We start from the raw sequence: 15,624 nt of genomic DNA, 5'->3' as shown, positions 1-15,624 counted from the left end.
CACCCCGCTGCCGGGCGCGGGCCGTCAGAGCACGTACGCGTCGCCGTCGCGTCGCAGGCCGAGGCCGGAGTAGTAGGGCTCGACCATCCCCCGGGGCGGCAGGAAGCGCCGGTAGCCGCGCTGCCGCAGCAGTCCCTCCTTGCCGAGGATGAACTCACCCGGCGACAGGTCGCGGTAGCGCGGGGTCACCCAGTCGAGGAGCAGCTGCGCGGTGCCGTTGCCCGCGTCGCGGCCGATGACGACACCGACGGTCTCGTCGCCCTTGAGCACGAGGTAGCTGACGTCGCCGGAGAAGGGGTCGTAGACGAACTCGGGGTTGAAGCGGCGGATGTCAGCCTCGTGGACCCGCAGGACGTGGCGCAGGTAGGTGTCGTCGCCTGCGACCTGGAGCACCTCGAAGGCGCCGGCGTCGTGCTTCTCGCGCGACATCCGGGCGAGGTAGAAGACGTTGATGGCGGCGAGGACGACGTTGAGCCCCACCATCGGCCAGACGTGGTTGACCGTGTTGTAGCCGATGAGGACGATGCAGCCGACGAGGTTGATGACGCGCAGCCGGTGCAGCTGCGTCTGCAGCAGCGACCAGACGAGCACCGCAGACCCGATCCAGCCGATGACCTCGAGCCACCACGAACCCATGCCGCGACACTAGTGCGACGCGAGAACGGCGGCGAGTGCCCCGGACCCGGAGGTCGGCGGGGCACTCGCCGGCACGAAGGCGTGGAGCCGGCTCAGGCGTCGGGCGCGACGAGCTCGGGCAGCATCGCCTCGAACTGCGCGTCGAGGGTCAGCGACGGCAGGACGTGGCCCTGGTTCTGAGCGGCCTTGGCGACCGACCAGCCCCACGTGGACGCCGCGAGGCGCTGGTTCGGCGTGCCGTGGTGCCCGGGCTTGTCGAAGTTGCAGTCGCCGACCTGGAAGAACGACTGCTCCGCCTCGAGCACGCGGGCCGCGTTGAGGGCGAGACCGCGCTTGTGCGTCACGAAGTACGTGCCGAACGCGTCGGCCATCAGCTCGGTGCGGCGGGTCGCCTCGGCGCCGGTGAGGGGCGAGGCCGTGAGGCCGGCGTCGTACTGCACGTGGTGGGCGTACTCGTGGCCGAGCACTGCTCGCGGGCCGACGTCGCCGACCCCGATGGCCTGCAGCGCGGCGAGCATGCCGTCGCCGAAGACGAGCTTGTCGGGGAGGCGGCGCAGGACCGGGTCGGTCTCGCCCGCCGCGGTGAAGGCGAAGGCGTTGAGCGTGAAGATCGGGCTCTGGCCGCCCTCGAGACCCGGGTCGGTGGCGACGAGCTCGACCACGGCCCCGGCGATCGCGTCCGCCGGGGAGCGGGGCACGCCGAAGGCGACCTGGAGGACCTGGCTGACGCGGGCAGGGTCGGTCATGACGTCGCCGTGCATCGCCATGAGCTGGATGTCGGACCCATCGGTGTCCCAGAACCTCTGGGCGGCCCGGAACGACTGGGACAGCTCGTTGGCGTAGGCCTTGGGCAGCGCGTAGCCGGGGGCACCCTGCGCCCCGAACAGGATCGCGTCGTAGGTGGCGTAGTCGAGCGCACCCACGCCGGCGAGCGCCGCGAAGACCTCCGGGTCGACCTTCGCCAGGACGCCGCCCACGTACGCGTTGAGCCGGGTGGGCGCGCACTGGTGCTGCGTCGGGTCGATGACGCGCTCGACGACCTCCTGCGCTGCGGACCGCTCGACGCCGAACCGGTCGAGGGCGGCAGCCTGGCGCGCCTCCCAGTCGGCCGGCCGGTTGGCCTCGATGGTCGCCAGCAGCCGTGCGGTCGTCGGGTCGTGGGTGGTGGCGCCGGTCGCCGACGGTGCCGCTGCAGCAGTGGGCGCGATGGTGGTGGCCGCCGACGCGACCGTTGCTCCGGTGGCCCCCGAGATGGCCAGCGACGTGACGAGAGCGATCGACCAGGTCGTGGTCCTGCGCACGTGAGAGTCCCTTCGTGTCGTGCCCCGGCCGACTGCCGTGGGCGACGCGACCATCATCACCGGCAGCGGCGACACGCACCACGGAACGGCCCAAACAACGCACTTCGGACCACGACCCGAGCAGACTCGTCAGCCGGGCGGCGCCTGCGACCCCGCGCCATCCTCATGACCGACGAGCTTGAGTCCGATGACCGCCCCCACGATGCCGGTGAGCAGCAGCACCCTGACGAGCGACGGCTCCTCGCCGCCGGTGGCCATGGCCCATGTGACGGTGAGGGCGGCACCCACACCGGTCCAGACGGCATACGCGGTGCCGATGGGGATGGTGCGCACGGCGCGCGCGAGCCCGACCATGCTGAGCGCGCCCGCGACGAGGAAGACGACGGAGGGGACCGGACGGCTGAGGCCGTCGGAGGCCCCCAGAGCCGAGGCCCAGACCGCCTCGAGCACCGCGCTGGCGAGCAGGACGAGCCACGGCATCACGCCACCGCCTTGAGGCCGGCGACGCAGCCGACGAGCACGACGAGCAGCACCGCGCGGGCCGCGCCGAGACGTTCCTCGCGCCGGGCGACGGCGAGCAGCACGGTGCCGAGGGCACCGATCCCGACCCACACGGCATACGCGGTGCCGGTGGGCAGGCCCGTCATGGCCCACGCGAGCCCGACCATGCTCAGCACGAGGGAGACGGCGAACAGCAGCGTCGGGCGGCGGCGGCGGAAGCCGTCGGAGGCGGCGAGCGCCGTGGCCCAGACCGCCTCGAGCGCGCCGGAGAGGATGAGGACGAGCCAGTGCATGGCGTTCCGATCTGGCCGTCTTGTCGCTGGGCGGGTACGGCTCCCTCGTCCGCGAGCGCGGCTGGCGCGCTCGCGGACGATTCTACCGAGACGTCGCCTTCGGGTCGAAACGACGTATCAGACCGGCCCGCCCGGCGTACTGTCTTTCGCAAGCGCGTACCTGCGGACAGAGGACCGCCATGGGTCGTGAATACCTCGACTTCGACGTCGCCGTCACCCGTGAGGGCCAGGGGTATGCCGTTCGCGTCCTCGCGTCGCCCGTCGGCGAGGCGTCGGCGCCGTTCACGCTCCCGTTCTCGGCGACCGACCTCGCCCAGTTCATGCTCGCGGTCGGGCCACCCCGGGTCTCCTCGCGCCGGCTGGCGCCGGCCGAGGCCCGCGTCGTCGACGTCAAGGAGTACGGCCGCCGGCTCGGTGACGCCCTGCTCGGTGGTGACGTCGGGCGGGCGTTCCGCGACAGCCTGTCCGCTGCCGGCGCCCAGGGCCGGGACCTCCGCCTCAGGCTCCGGCTCGACGCCGTGCCCGACCTCGACCCGGTGCCGTGGGAGTACCTCTACGACTCCGCGCTCGGTCGCTTCCTCACCCTGTCGCAGGAGACCCCCGTGGTCCGGCTCATCGACTCGCTGGAGCGGCCCCCGGTCGTGACCGTCGACGCGCCGTTGCGCGTCCTCGTCATGGTGTCGAGCCCCAGCGACATGCCTCCGCTCGCCGTCGACCGCGAGGAGCAGCTGCTGAGGGCCACCACCGGCGACCTCGTCGCAAGCGGCCGGCTCACCGTCACGGTGCTCGACGACGCGACCCTGACCGGTTTGCAGCGTGCCCTGCTCGACGACTACCACGTGCTCCACTTCATCGGGCACGGCGGCTTCGACCAGGAGGCGCAGGAGGGCGTGCTCGTGCTCGAGCGCGAGGACGGCACCGCGCACCGGGTCTCGGGCGCCCGCCTCGGCACGCTGCTGCACGACGCGCGGACGATGCAGCTGGCGGTGCTCAACGCGTGCGAGGGGGCCCGCACCTCGGGCCGCGACGCCTTCTCGGGGGTCGGGCAGGCGCTCGCCCGACAGGGGCTGCCCGCGGTCGTCGCGATGCAGACCGAGATCTCCGACCGCGCCGCACTCGTCTTCAGCCACGAGTTCTACTGGTTCCTCACCCGCGGGCTCGGCATCGACGCCGCGATCTGCGAGGTGCGCAAGGCGATGGCGGTCTCGGACGAGGCGTCGGAGTGGGGCACTGCGGTGCTGCTGCGGTCGGGCGTCGACCAGCCCTTCAGCTTCACCGCGAGCGCCACCGACGCGGCCGACCGTCCGGAGAGCCGGCTCGAGTCCCTCTACGACGCCGCGCAGGGTGCCATCAAGGCCAACGCCCCGAGGATGGCGCTGCCGCTGCTCGAGCAGATCGCCCGTGTGCGCCCCGACTACCAGGACGTCACCCAGCTGCTCGAGCGCGTGCGACCGACCGTCCAGCAGGAACCCGTTCACCCCGAGACCGTGACCCCACCCGTCGAGACGGGCCCCCGACCCCACCGGACCGACCCCCGACCCCTCGAGACCGGCCCCAGACCTGAGACCAGCCCACGCCCCTCCCCCACGCCCGAGGGGCCGGACCGGCGGCACCGCAAGCGACCGGTCGGCACCTGGGTCCGGGCCGTCGTCCTCGTCGCCGTGCTCGCCGGCGGCTGGTTCGCGTGGCGGGTCCTCCCGACGCTGCTGCAGAAGGCCGACCCGCTGGTGTCGGCGGCGTGCGGGTCGAGCGCCGCGGCCCCCGGCACGACCGACCTCGTCATCGGGTGTGCCCCCATCGCGCCGACGGCCGACGGTTCGTTCGACGACTGGCGCTCCGTGCCCGAGCACGACGTCGACGCAGCCGTCTTCGGTGGCGCGAACCGTCGCGCGGGCCTCACGGGCACGTGGCAGGCGCTGTGGGACGGCGAAGCCCTCTACCTCCACGCCATCGTGGCCGACCCGGTCGTCACCACCGCGGAGGGGGCCGCCCCGCAGTGGTGGAACGGCGACGCCGTCTCCTTCGAGATCGGGCCCGACGCGCGCAAGCTCGGCCGCACCGTGCCGGTGCGCAAGGGGCAGGACTTCCACGTCATCCTCGCCCTGCGCGACGGCACCGACCGCCGGGCCGCAGCCGACGTCAACACGGTCGGACCCAGCTCGAAGGGCAGGCCCGTCTTCGCGAACGGCGCCGCGCAGCCGGCCATCTCGGTCGTCGCGCGCCTGCGCGACGGCGGCTACGAGCTCGAGGCACGCGTCCCGTGGTCGGCGGTCGGCCGCACGGTCGCCCCCCAGCGCGGCGACGTGCTGGCGATGAACGTCAACATCAGCGACGCCAAGGGGTCGGGCGCCGACTGGATGCTCCGGACGATGCTCAGCAGCAACCCCCAGCGCACGGGACCGAACCAGAACCTGCCCGCTCGCTGGCAGAGCGTCGCGCTCGGGGACTCGGGTTGACCGATGTCCGGCCGGCTCTACGCCCTGCTCGTCGGGATCGACGCCTATCCCGCCCCGATCCCGCCGCTCTCGGGCTGCGTCAACGACGTCGCGGGCATCGCGGCGCTGCTGCGCGAGCGGGTCGGGGACACGGCGCTCGACCTCGTCGTCCTCACCGACGCCGAGGCAACGAGGGCTGCCGTGTCCGACGGCTGCGCCCGGCACCTCGGCCGGGCCGGACCCGAGGACGTGGCGCTCTTCTACTACAGCGGCCACGGGTCCCAGCAGGCGGCGCCGGAGGAGCTGTGGGACCGTGAGCCGGACCACCGCAACGAGACCCTCGTCTGTGTCGACAGCCGCACCGAGGGCAGCTGGGACCTCGCCGACAAGGAGCTCGCCGGGCTGCTGGAGGGCATCGCCGCGACGGGCTGCCACACGCTGGTCGTCCTCGACTGCTGTCACGCCGGGGACGGAACGCGCGACGCCGACGACGTCGTGCGCCTGGCCCCACCCGACCCGCGGCCACGTCCCGCAGCGAGCTTCCTCGGCCTCGCCACCCGCTCCGGACGGTGGACGCCGGCCGGACGTCACGTGCTGCTGGCTGCCTGCCGCTCCTCCGAGACCGCCAAGGAGGTCACCGTGCAGGGGCGCCAGCGGGGAGCCCTGTCGGCGGCGCTCGAGGCCGCGGTCCTCGACACCGACGGGCGCCCGTCCTACCGCGACGTCCTGCGCATGGTGACCGCCGACATCGCGAGTCGCGTCCGCGACCAGCACCCGCAGGTCGAGACCGCCGACGCGACCGAGCTCGACCGGCCCTTCCTCGGCGGCGCGCTGCCGTCCCCGCCCCGCCCGCTCACCCTCAGCCACCTGCCCGACGGCTGGTCCATCGACGCGGGCGCCGTCCACGGCGTGCCATCCCCGATCGGCGACGACACGACCGAGCTCGCCGTCTACCCGCTCGGCGGCGAGACGTCGGGTTCGCCGCTCGCCACGGCGGCGGTGACCCGCGTGCTGACCGATCGCAGCATCGTCACCCTCACCCCCGACCTCGACCCGGCCTTCGTCTACCGCGCCGTCGTGACCTCGATCCCGCTCGAGCCGGTCCGGGTGGCGGTCGTCGGCGACAGCGCGGGGGCGGCCGCCCTCAGGCGGGCCGCCGACCATGCCGATCAGACGCTCGTCGACCTCGTGGAGGGCAACGAGGTGGTCGACGCCGACCTCGTCGTCCGGGCCAACCCAGGTGGCTTCGTCATCACCCGCCCCGGCGTGACGCGACCGCTCGTGCCCGTCGTCGAGGGCGAGGCCCGCGAGGAACGCACCGTCGGCGCGCTCGAGCGCGTGGCCCGCTGGCTGCGCCTCAGCGCCCTGCGCAACCCGGCCACCCGCCTCCCCGACGACGCCGTGCAGGTCGAGGTCGACGCCGGCACCGGCCCGGTCAGGGCGGGCGGCACCGCCACCATCGCGTATGCCGGCAGCGAGCCTCCCCGTTTCACCGTCCGTCTCGCCAACACCACCCGACACCCCCTGTGGGCCGCGCTCATCGACCTGACGGAGACGTACGGCATCTTCACCGACGCCTTCCCCGCCGGGTCGATCGCCCTGGGCCCGGGCGAGTCGACCGCCGTGGACCTCGTCGGACAGGTTGCCGACGAGCTCTGGCGAGCGGGAACGGTCTCGCTCCGCGACCAGCTCATGGTCGTCGCGAGCACCATCGAGTTCGACCCCCGCAGCCTCGAGCAGGACGAGCTCGACGTCAGCGCCGCGCCCACCTCGCGGCCGGGCCCGAACCGGGGTGCCGACCTCCCGGAGGCGGCCTCCAACCTCGAGCGAGCGCTCCAGGGGACGCGGACCCGGCGCCTCGGCCCCAGTGCACGCGCCGCCGCCGTCGCCGACTGGCGCACCGACTCGGTCTTCGTCGTCACCAAACGACCGCGCTGACAAGGTGCGTGCAGAGGGCGCGAGAACGAAGAAGGACCGGACGAGATCGTCCGGCCCTTCTTCGCATGTGTGGAGCTGAGGGGACTCGAACCCCTGACCCCCTGCATGCCATGCAGGTGCGCTACCAGCTGCGCCACAGCCCCTTGCGGGTGGCCGCTCCGTGAAGCGACTGCGTAACCATAGCGAATGGTCAGCCCTTCGCCAAAATCGGGGGCGCCCCTGGGTCTCAGACGTTCCAGGGCCCGAGGTTCCACCCGCTGATGCGCCAACGGGTGAGCGCGGAGAAGCTCTTGCCGACCTCGACGAGCTCGATCCAGTGACAGTTGTCGAGGCCACGGAAGACGGCGTCGGAGACGTCCTGGTCGAGCCCCACGAGGTCGCTCGCGGCCACGCGCGCGGAGACCCCGTGCGCGACGACGACGGCCGTCTCACCGGGCAGCAGCTCGCGCGCGACCTCGCGCAGGACGGCCCCGGCTCGCACGGCGACCTCGGCCCGGGTCTCACCCGTGACGCCACGCGGCGGGTCCTCGCCACGGTCGAGCGCGGCGACGAGGTCGGGGTACTGCTCGCGCACGTCGTCCGCGTGCATGCCCTGCCACTCCCCCACGTGGACCTCGCGCAGGCGAGCGTCGAGGCGCACCTCGACATCGGTCAGGCCGGCGATGGCATCGGCCGTCGACGCGGCCCGCTGGAGGTCGCTCGACACGATGAGTGCCGGCGCGTACGCCGCCAGGTGCGGGGCCGCGGCAGCGACCTGCTGACGGCCGAGGTCCGACAGGGCGGTGTCCTTGTGGCCCTGCCAGATGCGGGCTGCGTTGTCGACGGTCTCGGCATGCCGCACGACGACGATCCGCCGCGGGCCCGGCGAGCCGGTGGTCACGCCTGCTCGACCTCGTCGTCGGTCCCGACACCCGCGCCGGCAGGCGCGTCGACGGTCGACAGGTCGATCTCCGGGCAGTCCTTCCAGAGCCGCTCGAGGGCGTAGTACTCGCGCTCCTCCTCGTGCTGCACGTGCACGATGATGTCGCCGAAGTCGATGAGCACCCAGCGGCCCTCGCGCTCGCCCTCGCGTCGCACGGGCTTGCTGCCGAGGTCGCGCAGCCGGTCCTCGACCTCGTCGACGATGGCGCCGACCTGCCGCTCCGACGGTGCCGACGCGATGACGAAGACGTCGGTCAGCGGCATCTGCTCACTGACGTCGATCGCGAGCACCTTCTCGGCGAGCTTCTCCTCGGCGGCTAGGCCTGCGGCCTTGGCGAGCTGGAGCGAACGGTCTGCTGCGGTCACGGATCTCCTAGGGGCGCTGCCGACGACGGAGCCGGCACGGTGCCTGCGCTCGCCAGGTCGGCGGCATACAGGCGGTACTTGTTGATGTACTGGACGACCCCGTCGGGCACGAGGTACCAGACGGGCTCGGCGTCGGCCACGCGCTCGCGGCAGTCTGTCGAGCTGATCGCCATGGCGGGCACGACCTGGAGGGTGACCCGGTGCTCCGGGAGACCCTTGTCGGACAGCTCGTGGCCCGGCCGGGTCACCCCGACGAAGTGGGCCAGCTCGAAGAGCTGCTCGGCGTCCTTCCACGACAGGATCTCGGCCAGGGCGTCGGCGCCGGTGATGAAGAACAGCTCGTCGTCGGGACGCTCGGCCTTGATGTCGCGCAACGTGTCGATCGTGTAGGTCGGGCCGGGCCGGTCGATGTCGACCCGGCTGACCGTGAAGCGCGGGTTGGAGGCCGTCGCGATGACGGTCATGAGATAGCGGTGCTCGGCGGGAGAGACGTGCCGGTCGGCCTTCTGCCACGGCTGGCCCGTGGGCACGAAGACGACCTCGTCGAGGTCGAAGAGCGACTGGACCTCGCTGGCGGCCACGAGGTGGCCGTGGTGGATCGGGTCGAACGTCCCACCCATGACGCCGAGGCGCATGGTCAGTGGTGGGCTCCGTCAGGTCCGCTCGCCGTGCCGTGCGTGCCCTCGCCGCGTCGCGGCGCCTGCACCTTGTAGGCGGTGTTGCGGAAGCTCCACGTCACGGCCAGGGCCACGAGGAAGAGCGCGAAGGTGATGAAGAAGTAGGCGATCACCGGCATGGGAAGCTCGCGGGCGGCTTCCTCCCCCTCGGTGACGAGTGCGAGGACACGATCAGACATGCGGCCAGCCTAGCGCCCGGACCCGCGCCCCGACTCACCAGCCGTCCCCCTGGCTGCCGAGGCCCGCCGCAGCCAGGCGTGGCCCACGGACGCGAACGGCTCGTCCCCGGCGGCGACCGCCGCGAAGACGAGGTCGCGCCACTGCTCGGCCAGGGCCACCACCTCCTCGGGGTAGCCGAGCTCGACCTGGTGCTGCGCGAACTCGTCCTCGTCGTCGACGTAGAGGTGCCCCTCGCGCGTCAGCACCACGTCGAGGTCCAGGTCGACCATCGTGACCTCCCACGCGGGGCCGCCGTCCGTGTCGTCACGGGGCTGCCACACCGGCTCGTCGGTCATGTCGACGTAGACGCTGACGTGCTTCGACTCGGGATAGAAACCGGCGGCATACGCCCCCTCGTGCGGGACGAACGACACCCAGTCGTGCTCCTCGACGAACGCGGCACCCGGCCGCGAGCACCACGTGCCCGCCGGGGAGAACCACCAGTGGCCGTGCTCGTCGGCGCCCAGGTAGCTGCCCGTCCACTCCCAGTGCGGGCCACCGCCCCACTTCGTGCACCGCCCCGCGACCGGGGTCCCGGGTGCGAGCCCACCCGGCGGCATACCTCGGCTGTCGGTGGCACGTGGCACGAGAGGGGCGTCGTCGGGCTCGGTCACGCGCGGCACGCTACCCGCAGCGGCGTCGACCCGCCCGACACAGCCCGGCCACAGCACGGTGACAGCGGCGCCCCACCAGCGGCCGTACCCTTGTTCGCATGGTTCCTGAGTTGTCCGTGGTCATCCCGATGTACAACGAGGAGGAGGTGCTCCCCCTCCTCGTCGAGCGGCTCCGCCCGCTCCTCGACGGCATGGGCACGACCTACGAGGTCGTCGCGGTCGACGACGGCAGCAAGGACCTCACTGCCGCGCTGCTCCAGCGCTACCACCGGGAGTGGCCGCAGCTGCGGGTCGTGCGACTGCGCGCCAACGCCGGGCACCAGGCCGCCATCTCGGCGGGGCTGGTCAGCGCCCTCGGCGACTACGTCGTCACGCTCGACGCCGACCTGCAGGACCCGCCCGAGATCATCCCGCAGATGCTCTCCGCCGCGAAGGACGACGGCGTCGACGTCGTCTACGGCGTGCGCAACGACCGCTCGACCGACACGTGGTTCAAGCGCGTCTCGGCCCAGGCCTTCTACCGGCTGATCGGCCTCATGTCGCAGACCTCGGCGCACGCCGACGCCGGCGACTACCGCCTCATGTCGCGTGCCACCGTGGACGCCATCAACAGCCTCCCTGAGCACAACCGGGTGCTGCGCTTCATCGTGCCGGCCCTGAACTTCCCCTCCGACACGGTCGAGTACAAGCGCGAGGAGCGCGCGGCCGGCGACTCGAAGTACCCGCTCCTCAAGATGGTCAAGCTCTCGCTCGACTCGCTCACCGGCTTCTCGACGGCGCCGCTGCGGGTGGCGACGTTCGCGGGCTTCGCCGGAGCCGTCCTCGCGGTGCTGCTCTTCCTCTACACGCTCGTTGCGCGGGCCCAGGGCCACACCGTCGCGGGCTGGACCTCGACCGTCGCCATCGTCTCCGGCGTCGGTGCCGTGCAGCTGGTCTGCGTGGGCATCCTCGGCGAGTACATCGGACGGATGTACTCCCACATGCAGGGTCGGCCCACGTACTTCATCGCCTACGACTCCCTGACCGCCGACACCGGTGCGCACGGTCCGACCGACACGCCCCTGCCTGCCCAGCCGAGCGAGGCCCACATCCACGGGACGACCACGTCAGCGCCCGCGGTCGCTCCGGTCGCCGGCCACACGCCCGGCAGCGCCGCCGCAGCTGGCACCACGGGCGCCGCTGGCACCACGGGTGCGGCGGGTGTCGCGGGGCCAACGGGTGCCCCGACCAACGGGTCGGCGACGGTGGCCGAGCCCGAGCGGACTCAGCTGCGCGGCTGAGCCCGCACGAGCAGGCTGACGCCCGGCAGCTGCTTCACCGGGAGGTAGCGCTCCGCGGTGATGATCGTGCGCAGCCCGAAGTTCACGATCGGGTGCAGGTCGTCGAGGTCGGAGCCCGAGCTGACCTTGCGGCGCATGGCGACGACCGGGCGCAGCAGCACGTTCCACGAGCGCACGTCCTTGATCTCGAAACCACCGCGCTCGAGCAGCGAGAGCAGTCCGTCGCGGGTGTAGCGACGCACGTGGTCGACGGCCTCGTCGTGGCTCGACCACAGCTTGGGGTCGGCCGGCACCGCCACGAGGTAGGTGCCACCGGGCTTGAGCACACGGTGCACCTCGGCGACAGCTGCGTCGTCGTCGTGGAGGTGCTCGAGCAGGTCGAACGCCATGACGAGGTCGAGGGAGGCGTCAGCCAGCGGCAGCTTCGTGGCGTCGCTTCGCAGGGTCGGGAGCCCTCGGCCCTTGGCGACCTCGGCCCCGTCGGCGCCGTACTCGAGGGCGACGGCGTCCCAGCCGTGCTCACGCAGGACGCGGGTGTTGCCCCCGCCCGCCGCGCCGATGTCGAGGGCGCGTCCGGGGGTCAGCCCCGAGATGGCCTTGGCCAGGAGGTGGCGCCGCTCGCGGTACCACCAGTGGTCGTCCTCCAGCTCGGCGAGCTTGCGGACCTCGGTGCCTTCCATGGACGGACATCATGCCACCCAGCCGGGGCGGGCGTTCCGGCGCCCGTCAGCGCGTGTGGCCGTCGCCCTCCACGACCCATTTCGTCGTGGTCAGCTCGGGCAGCGCCATCGGTCCGCGGGCGTGGAGCTTCTGCGTCGAGATGCCGATCTCGGCGCCGAAACCGAACTCTCCGCCGTCGGTGAAGCGAGTACTTGCGTTGACCATGACGGCCGCCGCGTCGACCTCGGCCGTGAAGCGGCGGGCGGCGGCGCGGTCCTCCGTGACGATCGCCTCGGTGTGCCCCGTGCCGTAGCGGCGGATGCGGTCCATGGCCTCGTCGACGTCGTCGACGACGGCCACGCTCATCTCGAGGCCGTGCCACTCGGTGCCGAAGTCGGTCTCGCTCGCGAGGTCGTATGCCGCACCGGCGGCCTCGGCGTACTGCGTGACCTCGGGCGCCACGTGCAGTCGCACGCCTGCCCCGGCGAGGTCGGTGAGGGCCTTGGGCAGGAAGTCGGCAGCGACGTCGCGGTGCACGAGCAGCGACTCGGCCGCGTTGCAGACGCTGGGCCGGTGGGTCTTGGCGTTGAGGGTGATCGCCTGCGCCTTGTCGAGGTCGGCGGCGCGGTCGACGTAGACGTGGCAGACGCCGACGCCGGTCTCGATCACGGGCACGGTTGACTCGCGCACCACGGTCTGGATGAGGTCGGCGCCCCCCCGCGGGATCACGAGGTCGACGTGGCCGCGTGCGGTCATCAGGGCACGGGCGGCGTCGCGCCCGCCCTCCTCGAGCAGAGTGATGGCCTCGACCGGAAGCCCTTGTGCCGCAAGGGAGTCGCGCATCGCCTGAACGAGCGCGTGGTTGCTGCACGCCGCGGCCGAACCGCCGCGCAGCAGCACCGCGTTTCCCGACTTCAGGCAGAGGCCGGCGGCGTCGACCGTGACGTTCGGGCGGGCCTCGTAGATCATCCCGATGACACCCATGGGTACGCGCACCTGACGGATCTGCAGGCCGTTCGCGAGCGTCGAGCCCCGGACGATCTCACCGACGGGGTCGGGCAGGGCCGCGACGTCGCGCAGGGCCTGGGCCACCGCCGCGACGCGGGCCTCGTCGAGGCGGAGCCGGTCCTGCAGGCTCTCGCTCATGCCGCCGGCACGGCCGCGCTCGATGTCCTCGGCGTTGGCCTGGACGATCGACGGGGTGGCGGCCTCGACGGCGTCGGCCAGGCGCAGCAGCGTGGCGTCCTTCTCGGCACGGGACATCAGGGCGAGGCGGCGCGAGGCCACCCGCGCACCGTCGGCCAGGGCGTTGACCTGCTCGACGACGGTGGGGTCGATCGTCTGGGACATGCGACCAGCGTAATTCGTGCTGCGAGGCACTGGCCCGGGCTTCCGCGCCGTGGACCGACGGACCGCCACCAACAACGTCGCCCGTGCTTGCGGCGCTGCGCTCGTGCCGCTCGTGACGCTCGTGACGCTCGTGCCGCTCGTGACGGTCTGGCCGGCGAGCGGGCTGACCGTGGTCCCCGGATGCGGTGGGCATCGCGGTGTGGTTATGGTTGCGGCGTCCTTCACGGGAGTCCGGCGCACCGGGCTGAGAGGGGGCTGACGCGGCCCCGACCGTCCACACCTGATCCGGATCATGCCGGCGCAGGGACCAAGGAGTCGCGTCCATGCCACGAACCACCGGGGGCCTCGTCCCCGTCCTGCACGTGCTCACCGATACCCGAGGCGGGCGGGATCCGCTGCCCGACGTACGAGCCGTCGTCTCGAGCGGGCCGTGCGCGATCCAGGTCAGGGCCAAGGACCTCTCCGACCGCGACCACCTCGCCCTCACCGCCGCCGTCGTCGCGGTGGCCCGCCCGGCCGGCTGCCTCGTCCTCGTGGACGACCGGGTCGACGTGGCGATCGCCGCGGACGCCGACGGCGTGCACCTCGGCGCCTCCGACCTCCCGGTCGACCTCGTGCGCGCCATCACCCCGCCGGGCTTCGTCATCGGCGCCACCGCCCGGGACGCCGCAGCGGCCCGAGCGGCCGAGGCCGCAGGCGCCAGCTATCTCGGCGTCGGCCCGGCGTACGCGACGAGGACGAAGCCGGGGCTTCCCGACCCGATCGGGCCCGACGGAGTCGCTGCCGTCGCCGCGGCCACGGACCTGCCGGTCATCGCCGTCGGTGGTGTGAGGGTGGCCCACGTGCCGGCGCTACGCGCGGCCGGTGCGTACGGCGTCGCGGTCGTCACAGCCGTGAGCGAGGCCGCCCACCCGCCAGTCGCGGCAGCCGCCCTGGCCGCTGCGCTCGGGAGCCCACCGACACCACCGGCGGCGCCCTCGGCGCCGCGGTCCGAGTCCGGGGCGACCACCATCCGCCGTTGAGCCGGGCGACCGCTCCTCGAGGGGCGCGACCGTCCGGCTGGCAGCGCGTCGCCGTCATCGGCGGCGGGATCATCGGGCTCGCCTGTGCCTGGCGCCTTGCCGAGCGCGGGCACGCGGTCACCGTCTTCGACCCGGATGTCGCGGGCGGAGCGACGCACGCGGCTGCCGGGATGCTGGCTCCGGCGAGCGAAGCCGTCTTCGGCCAGGACGCCCTGCTCGCGGCGGGGTTGGCTGGTGCACGCGAGTGGTCAGGCTTCGCTGCCGACCTGACGCGAGTGGGGAGTGAGGACATCGAGCTGCGCCCCCACGCGACCCTGCTCGTCGCCCTCGACGCGGACGACGAGGCCGCCCTCGCGCGGCACGCCCGACACGTCGAGCGCCGGCACTGCCCCGTCGAGAGGCTCGCCGCCCGCTCGGCCCGGCGGCTGGAGGCGGCGCTGTCGCCCAGGGTCCGGGCTGCGCTGCGGCTCAACGAGACCGCCGTCGACCCGAGGGTCGTCGCACGGGCACTGGCACATGCCGTCGTGGCGAGTGGGGGCGTCGTCGTCCCGCTCGACGTCGAACCCGACGTACGCGCGGGGCGGGCCACCGGCGTACGTGCTCGAGGGACCGGTGGCGTACGCGATGGGCAGCCCACGGGTGCAGCCGGGCTCGCCGACGAGGGCCGCACCTACAAGGCGGACGTCGTCGTCGTGGCCGCGGGCTGGGCGTCAGGGCCGTTGGCCTCAGCGCTCGCTCACCCCGTGCCGATCCGTCCCCTGAAGGGACAGGTCCTGCGGCTCGGCGCCACGCCCGGTGCGCTCACCCACACCGTTCGCGCCACCGTTCGCGGTCGGGAGGTCTACATCGTGCCCAGGCCCGGCGGCGAGGTCGTCGTCGGCGCGACGAGTGAGGACGTCGGCGAAGACCCGACCGTGACCGCCGGCGCCGTCCACGACCTGCTGCACGACGCGATCGAGGTCGTGCCCGAGCTCGCGGAGGCTGGACTTCTCGAAACCACCGCCCGGCTCCGGCCGGCGACCGCCGACAACCTGCCGCTCGTCGGTCCCACGTGCGTCGAAGGACTCGTCCTCGCGAGCGGCCACGGGCGTGACGGCGTGCTGCTCGCACCCATCACCGCCGACGCCGTCGTCGCCCACGTCGAGGAACGGCCGCCTCCCCGGGCCATGGAACCCCTTGCCGCCCGACGCCTCTGCCACAAGGAGCATGCATGACCATCCACCTCAACGGCGCCGAACGCATCGTGCGACCCGGGACGACCGTGAGCGACCTTCTCGCCGACCTGGGGCTCACCCCGCGAGGCATCGCCGTGGCGCTCGACCACGTCATCGTCCCCCGCTCGGCCTGGGCCGCGACCGTCGTGACCGTCGGCGCGCGCGTCGATGTCGTGACCGCGATGCAGGGCGGCTGA

17 protein-coding genes, 1 tRNA gene and 2 riboswitches are annotated in these 15,624 nt (G+C 72.9%); of the genes, 6 read left to right on the top strand and 12 right to left on the bottom strand.

Annotated features, from left to right (window positions below; all coding sequences use genetic code 11):
• Positions 1–24: 24 nt before the first annotated feature.
• The 4 genes from ACXR8F_RS12475 to ACXR8F_RS12460 all read right to left on the bottom strand — a co-directional run bounded on the left by ACXR8F_RS12475 (position 25) and on the right by ACXR8F_RS12460 (position 2,731).
• Complete coding sequence (locus ACXR8F_RS12475; protein WP_458800861.1) at positions 25–636, bottom strand: hypothetical protein; 612 nt, start codon at positions 634–636, stop codon at positions 25–27.
• A gap of 92 nt (positions 637–728) precedes the next feature.
• Positions 729–1,937: a hypothetical protein gene (locus ACXR8F_RS12470; RefSeq protein ID WP_458800860.1), complete on the bottom strand. Its 1,209-nt coding sequence runs from the start codon at positions 1,935–1,937 to the stop codon at positions 729–731.
• A gap of 129 nt (positions 1,938–2,066) precedes the next feature.
• Positions 2,067–2,417, bottom strand: coding sequence for a DMT family transporter (locus tag ACXR8F_RS12465; RefSeq protein WP_458800859.1), 351 nt, complete (start codon positions 2,415–2,417; stop codon positions 2,067–2,069).
• Complete coding sequence (locus tag ACXR8F_RS12460) at positions 2,417–2,731, bottom strand: DMT family transporter (protein WP_045190066.1); 315 nt, start codon at positions 2,729–2,731, stop codon at positions 2,417–2,419. Before ACXR8F_RS12460 ends, ACXR8F_RS12465 begins: the two co-directional genes overlap by 1 nt.
• 9 nt (positions 2,732–2,740) lie before the next feature.
• Positions 2,741–2,806, bottom strand: a riboswitch (guanidine-III (ykkC-III) riboswitch).
• 104 nt (positions 2,807–2,910) lie between these two features.
• Between ACXR8F_RS12460 and ACXR8F_RS12455 the strand changes: the two genes are divergently transcribed.
• Entirely contained in the window at positions 2,911–5,187 is a 2,277-nt protein-coding gene (locus tag ACXR8F_RS12455) for a CHAT domain-containing protein (protein ID WP_458800857.1), read from the top strand.
• A gap of 3 nt (positions 5,188–5,190) precedes the next feature.
• Positions 5,191–7,104, top strand: coding sequence for a caspase family protein (locus ACXR8F_RS12450; protein ID WP_458800855.1), 1,914 nt, complete (start codon positions 5,191–5,193; stop codon positions 7,102–7,104).
• 70 nt (positions 7,105–7,174) lie between these two features.
• Here ACXR8F_RS12450 and ACXR8F_RS12445 read toward each other — a convergent pair.
• The 6 genes from ACXR8F_RS12445 to ACXR8F_RS12420 form a co-directional block, all read right to left on the bottom strand.
• Positions 7,175–7,247 (bottom strand) — tRNA-Ala (locus tag ACXR8F_RS12445).
• 83 nt (positions 7,248–7,330) lie between these two features.
• Positions 7,331–7,984 (bottom strand): histidine phosphatase family protein, encoded by a 654-nt coding sequence (locus ACXR8F_RS12440; protein WP_458800853.1) that lies wholly within the window; start codon positions 7,982–7,984, stop codon positions 7,331–7,333.
• Positions 7,981–8,391: a ribosome silencing factor gene (gene rsfS, locus ACXR8F_RS12435; protein ID WP_045190073.1), complete on the bottom strand. Its 411-nt coding sequence runs from the start codon at positions 8,389–8,391 to the stop codon at positions 7,981–7,983. Before rsfS ends, ACXR8F_RS12440 begins: the two co-directional genes overlap by 4 nt.
• Positions 8,388–9,011, bottom strand: coding sequence for a nicotinate-nucleotide adenylyltransferase (gene nadD / locus ACXR8F_RS12430; protein WP_045190318.1), 624 nt, complete (start codon positions 9,009–9,011; stop codon positions 8,388–8,390). Before nadD ends, rsfS begins: the two co-directional genes overlap by 4 nt.
• A gap of 17 nt (positions 9,012–9,028) precedes the next feature.
• Complete coding sequence (locus ACXR8F_RS12425) at positions 9,029–9,247, bottom strand: hypothetical protein (protein WP_045190076.1); 219 nt, start codon at positions 9,245–9,247, stop codon at positions 9,029–9,031.
• Positions 9,248–9,256: 9 nt separating this feature from the next.
• The gene (locus ACXR8F_RS12420; protein WP_458800850.1) at positions 9,257–9,901 is read right to left on the bottom strand and encodes a DUF402 domain-containing protein; all 645 of its coding nucleotides are present in this window, start codon (positions 9,899–9,901) and stop codon (positions 9,257–9,259) included.
• 98 nt (positions 9,902–9,999) lie between these two features.
• Here ACXR8F_RS12420 and ACXR8F_RS12415 point away from each other — a divergent pair, with 98 nt between their 5' ends.
• Positions 10,000–11,181, top strand: a complete 1,182-nt coding sequence (locus tag ACXR8F_RS12415; RefSeq protein WP_458800848.1) for a glycosyltransferase family 2 protein — start codon at positions 10,000–10,002, stop codon at positions 11,179–11,181.
• Here the strand turns inward: ACXR8F_RS12415 and ACXR8F_RS12410 are convergent.
• Both ACXR8F_RS12410 and ACXR8F_RS12405 read right to left on the bottom strand, forming a co-directional pair.
• A complete protein-coding gene (locus ACXR8F_RS12410) occupies positions 11,166–11,861 on the bottom strand; it encodes a class I SAM-dependent methyltransferase (protein WP_458800847.1) in 696 nt (231 codons plus the stop codon). The genes ACXR8F_RS12415 and ACXR8F_RS12410 overlap by 16 nt on opposite strands.
• 46 nt (positions 11,862–11,907) lie before the next feature.
• Complete coding sequence (locus ACXR8F_RS12405; RefSeq protein WP_458800845.1) at positions 11,908–13,191, bottom strand: glutamate-5-semialdehyde dehydrogenase; 1,284 nt, start codon at positions 13,189–13,191, stop codon at positions 11,908–11,910.
• 213 nt (positions 13,192–13,404) lie between these two features.
• Positions 13,405–13,516, top strand: a riboswitch (TPP riboswitch).
• Between ACXR8F_RS12405 and thiE the strand changes: the two genes are divergently transcribed.
• The 3 genes from thiE (at position 13,515) to thiS (ending at position 15,624) form a co-directional block, all read left to right on the top strand.
• Positions 13,515–14,213: a thiamine phosphate synthase gene (gene thiE, locus ACXR8F_RS12400; protein WP_458800843.1), complete on the top strand. Its 699-nt coding sequence runs from the start codon at positions 13,515–13,517 to the stop codon at positions 14,211–14,213. Its footprint overlaps the riboswitch before it by 2 nt.
• Entirely contained in the window at positions 14,210–15,427 is a 1,218-nt protein-coding gene (gene thiO, locus ACXR8F_RS12395) for a glycine oxidase ThiO (RefSeq protein ID WP_458800841.1), read from the top strand. Before thiE ends, thiO begins: the two co-directional genes overlap by 4 nt.
• Entirely contained in the window at positions 15,424–15,624 is a 201-nt protein-coding gene (thiS, locus tag ACXR8F_RS12390; RefSeq protein ID WP_045190085.1) for a sulfur carrier protein ThiS, read from the top strand. Before thiO ends, thiS begins: the two co-directional genes overlap by 4 nt.

This window comes from Terrabacter sp. AAH1, assembly GCF_054456855.1.
Note: the sequence above shows the minus strand (reverse complement) of the source record. Positions and strands in the feature narration are given on the sequence as shown.